8 protein-coding genes are annotated in these 8787 nt (G+C 72.8%); 2 read left to right on the forward strand and 6 right to left on the reverse strand.

Annotated features, from left to right (window positions below; all coding sequences use genetic code 11):
* Window positions 1-53 precede the first annotated feature (53 nt).
* Entirely contained in the window at window positions 54-1568 is a 1515-nt protein-coding gene (locus ABT247_RS28840) for an MFS transporter (protein ID WP_350748117.1), read from the reverse strand.
* 87 nt (window positions 1569-1655) lie between these two features.
* Between ABT247_RS28840 and ABT247_RS28845 the strand changes: the two genes are divergently transcribed.
* A complete protein-coding gene (locus tag ABT247_RS28845; protein WP_350748119.1) occupies window positions 1656-2108 on the forward strand; it encodes a MarR family transcriptional regulator in 453 nt (150 codons plus the stop codon).
* A 22-nt stretch (window positions 2109-2130) separates the two neighbouring features.
* Here ABT247_RS28845 and ABT247_RS28850 read toward each other — a convergent pair whose 3' ends face one another.
* The 5 genes from ABT247_RS28850 to ABT247_RS28870 form a co-directional block, all read right to left on the reverse strand.
* Window positions 2131-3078 carry a M56 family metallopeptidase gene (locus tag ABT247_RS28850; RefSeq protein WP_350748120.1) on the reverse strand — a complete coding sequence of 316 codons (948 nt, stop codon included), beginning with the start codon at window positions 3076-3078 and terminating at the stop codon, window positions 2131-2133.
* 241 nt (window positions 3079-3319) lie between these two features.
* On the reverse strand, window positions 3320-3868 hold the full coding sequence (locus tag ABT247_RS28855) for a DUF5134 domain-containing protein (RefSeq protein ID WP_350748122.1): 549 nt from the start codon (window positions 3866-3868) through the stop codon (window positions 3320-3322).
* A gap of 268 nt (window positions 3869-4136) precedes the next feature.
* Window positions 4137-4895 carry an amino acid ABC transporter ATP-binding protein gene (locus ABT247_RS28860; RefSeq protein WP_350748125.1) on the reverse strand — a complete coding sequence of 253 codons (759 nt, stop codon included), beginning with the start codon at window positions 4893-4895 and terminating at the stop codon, window positions 4137-4139.
* Window positions 4892-5767, reverse strand: coding sequence for an amino acid ABC transporter permease (locus ABT247_RS28865; RefSeq protein ID WP_350748127.1), 876 nt, complete (start codon window positions 5765-5767; stop codon window positions 4892-4894). The genes ABT247_RS28860 and ABT247_RS28865 overlap by 4 nt, the downstream gene beginning before the upstream one ends.
* A gap of 32 nt (window positions 5768-5799) precedes the next feature.
* Complete coding sequence (locus tag ABT247_RS28870; RefSeq protein WP_350748129.1) at window positions 5800-6684, reverse strand: ABC transporter substrate-binding protein; 885 nt, start codon at window positions 6682-6684, stop codon at window positions 5800-5802.
* Window positions 6685-7292: 608 nt separating this feature from the next.
* Between ABT247_RS28870 and ABT247_RS28875 the strand changes: the two genes are divergently transcribed.
* Complete coding sequence (locus tag ABT247_RS28875; RefSeq protein ID WP_350748132.1) at window positions 7293-8693, forward strand: DUF6421 family protein; 1401 nt, start codon at window positions 7293-7295, stop codon at window positions 8691-8693.
* Window positions 8694-8787: the final 94 nt, after the last annotated feature.

Consider the following 8787-nt stretch of genomic DNA (forward strand, 5'->3'; position numbering starts at 1 on the left):
CCGGCGCCGGCGGCCCGCGGCCGGAGGTCGGTCGCGGGCGGAGGCCGGCCCGGTCAATGCCTGGCCAGGACCTCGGTCCGGGCCGTGGTCGGCGCGACCGGCGCCTCGTCATAACCGGGCACGGGCATGGGCGTTGAGGTCCCTCCTCGCCGCAGCAGAGCGCCCAGCGCGGCGATCAGCAGGCCGGTCAGTGCGACCGCCGTCACGAAGGCCAGCGCCGGCCGGTAGCCGTCCAGCTGTGCCTGCGGGCTGTCACCGCCCGCACTGCCGGTCGTGATCATGGCGGTCGCCCCGGCCAGCACCACGGCGGTGCCGACCTGGATCGCGGTGTTCACCAGGCCCGAGGCCAGGCCCTGCTCCTCGTCGGCCACCCCGTCGGTGGCGGCGATGTTCACCGAGGGGAAGGCCAGCGCGAAACCGATGCCGAGCAGCAGCATCGAGGGCAGCACCAGCGTCAGGTAGGAGCTGTGCTCGTCCAGCCGGAGGAACAGGGCGAAGGCCGCGACGAGCGCCAGCAGCCCGATCGGCAGCAGCCGAGCCGTGCCGAAGCGGTCCACGATCGGCCCCATGAACGGCGCCGACAGCGCGATGAACGCACCGGCCGGCAGCAGCCCGAGGGCCATCTGCAGCGCCGACCAGCCGAGCAGGTGCTGGAGGTAGAGCGTGACGACGAACTGGAACCCGCCGTACGCGCCGGTCATCGCGAAGGCGACCGCATTGGCCCGGGCCACCGAGCCGTTGCGGAAGATGCCGAGCCGGACCAGCGGGTGGGCGGCGCGGCTCTCGATCAGCAGGAAGGCCGCGGCCAGCGCGATCACCACGGCCAGCGAGCCGAGGGTGCGCAGGCTCAGCCAGCCGGCGCCCTGGGCCTCGGTGACGGTGAACACCAGGAGCAGGACGGTCGCGGTGCCGGTGATCGCGCCGAACACGTCGTAGCCGCCCTCGGCGCGCTGCTCGGTCGGACGGGGGAGCAGGCGTACCGCGAAGGCGAGGGCGAGCAGGGCGACCGGAACGGGCATCAGGAAGGTCCAGCGCCAGCCGACGGAGGTGAGCAGGCCGCTCAGCACCAGGCCGAGCGAGAAGCCGCTGGCGCCGCAGGTGGTGTAGATCGACAGCGCCCGGTTGCGGGCCGGGCCCTCGGCGAAGGTCGTGGTGATGATCGACAGGCCGGCGGGCGCGGTGAAGGCGGCGCTGACCCCCTTGAGGAAGCGGGCGGCGATCAGCAGACCGCCGTCGTCGACCAGGCCGCCGACGAGCGAGGCGACGGCGAAGGCCGTCAGGGCGACCAGGAAGACCCGGCGGCGGCCGAGCAGGTCGGCGGCGCGACCGCCGAGCAGCAGCAGGCCGCCGTAACCGAGCACGTAGCCGGAGACCACCCACTGCAGGGTGGAGGTCGAGAGGTGCAGTTCGGAGCCGATCGAGGGCAGGGCGACGCCCACCATCGAGACGTCCAGGGCGTCCAGGAACATGGCGGCGCAGAGCACGATCAGGGTGCCCCAGAGGCGGGGTGTCCAGTGCAGCCCGCTGGTTGACGGTGCGTCGGGTGACGTGACGGTCGCGGTGGTCATGGGGAGGACAGTACATGCACGTGCATTCAATGCAAATGAATTAAATGTGAACGCATAAATTGCCGATGCATGTGCTAGGGTCGTCGCGTGGCAGAACTCGACTCCCGGGCGCTCGACTCGCCGACCGACGCCGGTCTGGTCGCGCAGTGGCGCGACCTGCTGGCCCGCCACGCCGCCACCGCCTGCCTGCTCGACCGCGAGCTGGGCGAGAAGTACGGGCTGGGCATGAGCGAGTTCGAGGTGCTGGAGCGCCTGGTGGAAGGGTGCGAGGCCGAGGGCCTTCCCGCGCTGCGGGTGGCCGAGCTGGCGCCCACCGTCCACCTGAGCCAGAGCGCCCTCTCCCGGCTGATCGCCCGACTGGAGAAGGCCGGGCTGGTATCCCGGGCCATGTGCGAGAGCGACCGGCGGGGGATCATGCTGACCCTCACCGAGGCCGGGCGGGAACGCTACGAGCAGGCCAGGCCGCTCCACCGTGAGGTGCTCGCGCTCACCCTCGTCGGGGAGATCGGGCCGGTCTGCTCGGAGCCCTCCACGGACTGACCGGGCGTCCGTGCCGCCTCTGTCAGAACTGCGAGTTGAGCCCCGGAGCGACGGCCAGCAGGACGGCCGCGGCGGGCGCGGCGAGGGCGAACAGGGTCAGCCGCAGCCGGTGCGGCACCGACAGCCTCGGACGGCCGGCGAGCAGTCGGTCGACCCGCTTGGGGGACTGCGCCAGGCCGGGCGGACAGGAGCCGAACACCCCGCGGTCCAGGTTGAGTTCGGCCAGCGCTTGGGCGGTGGTGTGCCGACCGTGGCGGCGGGCGGCCCGGTCGTCGGCCGCCAGCTCGATCAGTTCCTCGACCTGGTCCCGGAAGGCGCTGAAGACGCCGACGCCGGGGAAGCCGGCGGCCAGCGCCTGGGCGACCTGCTGGAGCAGGTGGTGCCGGGCCCGGACGTGACCGCGCTCGTGGCTCAGCACGGCCGCCAACTCCCGGTCGGTGAGCTGCTGGAGAGCGCCGGTGGTGACGACCAGGCGGGAGTCCGGGCCGGGCAGTGACCAGGCTTCGGGGCGGACGTTCTCCAGCACCACCAGCCGCTCCCGGCGGCTCCGCGCGGCCGAGATCGCCTCGGGCAACTCCGGCGCGCGCGTCGACAGTTGGGCGTGCCGTCGATTGCGCAGCGCCTTCGCCGCCCGGGCCTCCCGGGTGAGCACCAGCACCGTCCGCAGGGCGCCCGCCGCCAGGACGACGGCGCACAGCCGGCCCCAGCCCTCGGCGTCCTGCAGACCGTACGCGGCCTCCACGCCGTGCGGGGCGCCGGCGAACACCAGCGCGCGCAGCTCGGGCATGGCGGCGGAGGCCGCGAGGACCAGGCCCAGCGCGCAGCACAGCAGCACGGCCGTCACCAGGCACTGCCACACCAGCAGTGCCAGCACGGGCTCGCGCTCGACCCACCGGGCCCGGGCCAGCCGGCGGGGCGCGACGGTCGAGAGCAGCAGCCCGAGCAGCAGCAGGCAGATCAGGGCGGTCATCCCATGGACTCCCCGGGTACGCGCGGAGCGCGGCAACGCGCTCCCTGCCAACCTATGCGCTGTCGACGTCCCGTGGAACGGCTTTCGACGAGCCAGTGACCAACGCCACGCGCGGGTGCGGCGCTTGGGGAGCGTCCGGCGGCCGCGGGGAGCGGGCGGGCCGGCCCCGCACGGCCGGGCCGGCGCCTCATGGTCAGGCGGCCGTCACATGGTCAGGCCGGCGTCACACGGCAGGCGGCCGTCACATGGTCAGGAGCATGGCGAACATGCCGATGCCCATGGTGAGCCGGCAGGCCTGCGGCAGGCCGGAGGTACCGAGCACCAGGGTGCCGGCCGGCAGCAGCCGGGCGCCGGCCCACAGGGAGTAGCCGCCGAAGTAGAGCAGGAGGGCACCGGTCAGCAGCGGCGCTCCGAGCACGGCGGCGTGGTGGTGGTGCCCCACCGGGGAGGCGGTCATCGCGAGCGCGGTGTACGTCATGGCGAGCGCGCCGATGGCATGGTGCAGCCGGTGCGCTCGGCCGGTCGGTGCGTACAGCGCGGCGAGCAGGAAGGCGGCGGCGGGGAGTCCGAACAGGCCGGCCCAGACGACGGCGGGCACGGTCGCTCCGGTGACGGCCATCGCCGCCATGCCGAAGCCCATCAGGGCTTCGGCCGCGTCGGACTCCCGGGCATGCCGCCGACGGCCGGGGTCGGCGCCAGGGGCGGCGTTCCGCAGGCGGGTCAGGCAGTGGACGCCGGCGGCGGCGGTGACGAGGGCGAGGAGCCAGTCGACCAGGTTCGGTCCGGACAACGGCAACCTCCCGGGGCGACGGGCGCAGCGACGGTCGTCCGGCCATGATCACCGCTGCCGCCCCGGCGTGGACAGGCGCGTGCGGGGGCGCACAGTGGTGCCCGCTGTGGTGCGGCCCCTTTCTCACCACCCGCCGACCCGGCCGCAACCGGGCTCCTCGCACCGCGACCCGCTCCCCGCACCGCGACCCGGCCCTCCGCACCGCGGGGCGCACTGCGGCGCCACGCGCTCCGTACGCCGACCCGGCCCGACCGCCGCCCGGGCCCGCTCAGCCCTGGAGCCGGCCCGAGGCGACCACCCGGCGGAGGAACTGTCGGGTCCGCTCCTCGCGCGGATCCCCGAACACCTGCTCCGGCGGCCCCTGTTCGAGCACCACCCCGCCGTCCAGGAAGCAGACCCGGTCGGCGACCTCCCGTGCGAAGCCCATCTCGTGGGTGGAGAGGACCATCGTCATGCCCTGCTCCTTCAGGTCCCGGACCACCGACAGCACCTCGCCCACCAGGACCGGGTCGAGCGCCGCGGTGATCTCGTCGAGCAGCAGCAGCCGGGGGCCGGCCGCCAGCGCCCGGACGATGGCGACGCGCTGCTGCTGCCCGCCGGAGAGCCGGTCCGGGTACTCCTTCGCCTTGCCCGCCAGCCCGAGCCGGTCCAGCAGTTCGAGCGCCCGCGCCTCGGCCTCGGCCCGTCCGACCCGGTGCACCCGACGCGGTGCGAGCGTGATGTTCTCCAGCACCGTCATGTGCGGGAACAGGTTGTACGACTGGAACACCACCCCGATCCTGCGGCGCACGGCGTCCTCGTCCGCGCGCGGGTCGGTGATCTCCTCGCCGTCCAGGAAGATCGCCCCGTCGTCGATCCCCTCGAGCAGGTTGACGCACCGCATCAGCGTCGACTTCCCGGAGCCGGACGCCCCGATCAGCGCCGTCACCGAGTGTTCGGGCACCACGAGGTCCACGTCGCGCAGCACCACCTGGCCGCCGAAGGTCTTGCGCACCGACTCCAGCCGGAGCACCTCCGTGCCGCTCATACCGCCCCTCCCTGCAGCTGCCGGCGGTTCATCCGGGTGGTCAGCCAGTCGGCGACCCGGGTCAGCGGAACGGTCAGCGCGATGAACACCAGCCCGGCCACCAGGTACGGCGTGAAGTTGAAGGAGCGCGCCGCGATGATCTTCGCGGCGTACACCGCGTCGATCGCCCCGCCGATCGAGACCAGCCCGGTGTCCTTCTGCAGGCTGACCAGGTTGTTGATCAGCGGCGGCACCACCCGCCGCACCGCCTGCGGCAGCACGACGTACCGCATCGCCTGGGCGTTGGTCAGCCCCAGGGACCGCGCGGCCGCCCGCTGACTCGGGTGCACCGACTCGATGCCCGAGCGGAACACCTCCGAGACGTACGCCGAGTACGTCAGCACCAGCGCCGCCCCGCCGAGCAGCAGCGGATCGGTGGTCACCCCGCTGAGCCGCAGCGCCGGAACCCCGGTGATCATCACCAGCAGGCAGATGATCATCGGCAGGCCGAGGAAGAAGTCGACGTACACGGTGGCCAGCAGTCGCACGGGCAGGAACACCGGCCCGCGCAGCGTCCGCAGCACCGCGAGCAGCAGGCCGAACACCAGGATCAGCGCCCCGCAGCCGAGCATCAGCTCCAGGTTGAGCCGCAGGCCCTTCAGGACCTCCGGAAGCGCCTGGCGGGCGTAGTCCGCGTTGAAGAAGGCCTTCCGCGTCACCTCCCAGCCGGGGGAGTTGACGACCAGCAGGTACAGCGCCGCCGCCGTCACCACGGTCGAGGCCGTCGCCACCAGCGCCGAACGCCGGGCCCGGCGGCGCCGGTACGCCTGGTGGGCCAGCCGCCGCGCCGACGGGCGGTACCCGTCGTCGTCCTGCTCCGGGGGACCGGTCAAAGTGACCGGGCCGGCCGGCCGCGCGTCCCCGCTCACTTCAGGACCGGTGCCGAGACGGCGTCCGACAGCCACTGCTTCTCCAGCTTCGCCAGCGTCCCGTCCGCCCGCAGCGCGTCCACCGCCCGGGACACGCAGGAGGTCAGCTGCGAGCCCTTGTCCAGCACCAGGCCGAACTGCTCGCTCCCGGAGGCGGCCTCGAACTGGCCCACCACCTGGGCCTCCGGCACCTCGGCGCCGGTGATGTAGAAGGCCGTCGGCAGGTCCACCACCAACGCCTCCACCTGGCCGTTCTTCAGCGCGGCCTTCGCCAGGTCGTTGGAGTCGAACACGGCCGGCCGGTTGTTCGGCTTGATGGTGCCGGTGATGGTGTCCAGGCTCGTGGTGCCGACCTGCGCACCGAGCTTGGTGTCCTTGAGGTCCGCGATGCTCTTCGCGTTCGCGGCCTTGGAGTTCTTCAGCGCGATGACGGCCTGACGCACGTCGTAGTAGCCGGAGGAGAAGTCCACCGCCTGCTTGCGCTCGTCACTGATGGACACCTGGTTGATGTCGAAGTCGAAGTCCTTGGCACCCGGCGCGGTCGCCTTGCCGAACGGCGAGACCACCCAGCCGACCTTCTCCTTCGGGTAGCCCAGCTTCTCCGCCACCGCGTACGCCACGGCCGACTCGAAGCCCTTGCCGTTCTCCGGCTTGTCCTCGGAGAACCACGGGTCGTAGGCCGGCTGGTCGGTGCCGACGGTCAGCTTCCCCGCCGTGCGCGTGGCCAGCGCGCCGGGCGCGCAGGCCGCCGCCGCACCCGCCGTCCCCGAGGCGGCGGACCCGCCGGACCCGGCCTGCTGCGGCGCGCACGAGGTCAGCGCGGTGGCGGCGATCACCAGGGCGGCGAGGGGCAGTGCGGCGGACGGCTTGCGGAGGGTCATGGCAGCGCTCCAGAGGAAGGACCGGGCAGGGCGGCGAAGCGGGACGGGGTGGAAGAGGAAGGGCTCGGCGCCGCGGGCGGGGCGGGACGCGTCCCGGCGGGTCACTTCCCCGGTGGCGGCGCCGGGACACACACGGCATGGTCGGCGTACGGGCCCGCGTGCGCGGGGTCCTCGGGCCGGCTCGACAGGGCGGCGAATCGACACGGTGGCGGACCGCCGACCGCGGCCGGCTCGGCAGCGTGACAGGGGCGGCGGCGCGACCGGGTCAACACCAGGGACGACAGCGGTCGCCGCGGCCGCCCGCGCGACAGCGACGGCCGGTCTGCCGACGCGCCGTCTGCCGACGGGAGCGCGGCCGGTACGGGCCGTCGTGGCGTTCGGCCACCGTGATCACCGCCGGGAACATGCCGGGAGGTTCGCATCAGAGCAGCACATCTGTCCAGGACATCCAGATCAGTGTCCACATGCCGGACTGCGGTTCCCGGCGCAGGATTTCGGGCTGTGGCGCCAGGACGCCGGAGCTTTGTCCGTCCGACCCCCCTTGAACGGGAGAACCTTTCGTATCTATGGTGTCCTCGTTGAATAACTCCTGCCGAAGTGAGTCCACGATGCAGAATCTTTCGCCAAGGCTCGCTGCGGCGGCCGACGCCCCGGTTTCGACCCTCGCCGCCCACCCGGCGTGGCTGCGCCTGAAGGAAGCCGTCGAGGCGCTGCGCCCGCTGCAGTCCAAGGACGGTTCGATCGACCTGTCCGCCGTCCAGCGGCACACCGTCGACCCGCTGGTCGCGACCGTCCGGGCCGCCGTCAAGGAACTCGCCCCGAACTTCCCGCACGACGCCGCGTACCTGGCGGCCGTCGACGCGGACCTGGCCAAGTGGGCCGACACCGGCTTCCGGGAGCCCGACTTCCTGGACTCGCTGCTCGCCTTCCAGCCCGCCGACCAGCGCGAGGACGGCCTGGAGCACCTGGTCGTCTTCCCGATGTACACCCAGAACGGGAACCCGGACCGCAACCTGGAAGCCGTGCTGCTGCGCGTCGTGTGGCCCGACTGGCTGGCCGAGCTGGAGCGCACCCGCTTCGACAACCCGATGTTCGTGCCGATCACCTTCACGGACTTCACGGCCGGCTACGACACCAACTCCGCCGTCCTCTTCCCCGAGACGGTCGCCGTCCGCAAGGCGCCGGAACGTTTCACCTGGGGTGGCATCTTCTGCGACCGCGAGGCCGCCCGCTTCCGCGCCGTCACCACCAGCGCCGTCCAGCAGCTCGGCCTGGAGATCCCGGCCGACGCCGAGGGCCTGCTCGAGGACCAGCACCGCGCCCAGGAGACCTTCGTCCTCTGGGACCTGGTCCACGACCGCACCCACAGCCACGGCGACCTGCCGTTCGACCCCTTCATGATCAAGCAGCGCAGCCCGTTCTGGATGTACGGCCTGGAGGAGCTCCGCTGCGACCTCACCACCTTCAAGGAGGCGGTGAAGCTCGAGGCCGAGGGCAACCCGCACGCCCGCGACGTCCAGTACGCGATCCTCTTCGACCGCCTGTTCCGCTTCCCGGTCACCGGCGACCGCGTCCGCAACTACGACGGCCTCGGCGGCCAGCTGCTCTTCGCCTACCTGCACAAGCACGACGCGCTGCGCTGGCGCGACAACCGCCTCAGCATCGACTGGGACCGCGCCCAGCAGGTCACCAACGCGCTCTGCGGCGAGATCGAGACCCTCTACCGCGACGGCATCGACCGGCCCAAGCCGGCCCACTGGATCGCCGCCTACCAGCTGGTCTCCCGCTACCTCACCCCGCACCCGGCCTCCACCTGGGCCAAGGGCCCGGAGGCGCTGCCGCTCGACATCACCGACGGCAAGGCCCTCAACAAGGCGCTGTGCGACGCCGTGCTCCCGGACGAGTTCCCGCTGAGCATGTTCTACGAGGCCCTGTCCAAGAAGCTCAGCGGCGTCATCGCCGCCACCGCCGGCATCACCGGCGCCGGTATCCAGGGAGTTGCCGCGTGACCACCACCACCCCCGACACCAAGCTGGCCGGCAAGGTCATCGCCGTCGCCGGGGCCAGTGGCCCGGCCGGGCCGGCCGGGGGGGGGCGCCGGGC

This window comes from Kitasatospora sp. NPDC001539 (assembly GCF_040298565.1).
GTDB lineage: Bacteria > Actinomycetota > Actinomycetes > Streptomycetales > Streptomycetaceae > Kitasatospora.

Excerpts from the sequence above, each read along its gene's own strand:
- ABT247_RS28840 (WP_350748117.1), bottom strand. The coding sequence starts at position 1,568 with ATGACCACCGCGACCGTCACGTCACCCGACGCACCGTCAACCAGCGGG.
- ABT247_RS28850 (WP_350748120.1), bottom strand. The coding sequence starts at position 3,078 with ATGACCGCCCTGATCTGCCTGCTGCTGCTCGGGCTGCTGCTCTCGACC.
- ABT247_RS28860 (WP_350748125.1), bottom strand. The coding sequence starts at position 4,895 with ATGAGCGGCACGGAGGTGCTCCGGCTGGAGTCGGTGCGCAAGACCTTC.
- ABT247_RS28870 (WP_350748129.1), bottom strand. The coding sequence starts at position 6,684 with ATGACCCTCCGCAAGCCGTCCGCCGCACTGCCCCTCGCCGCCCTGGTG.
- ABT247_RS28875 (WP_350748132.1), top strand. The coding sequence starts at position 7,293 with ATGCAGAATCTTTCGCCAAGGCTCGCTGCGGCGGCCGACGCCCCGGTT.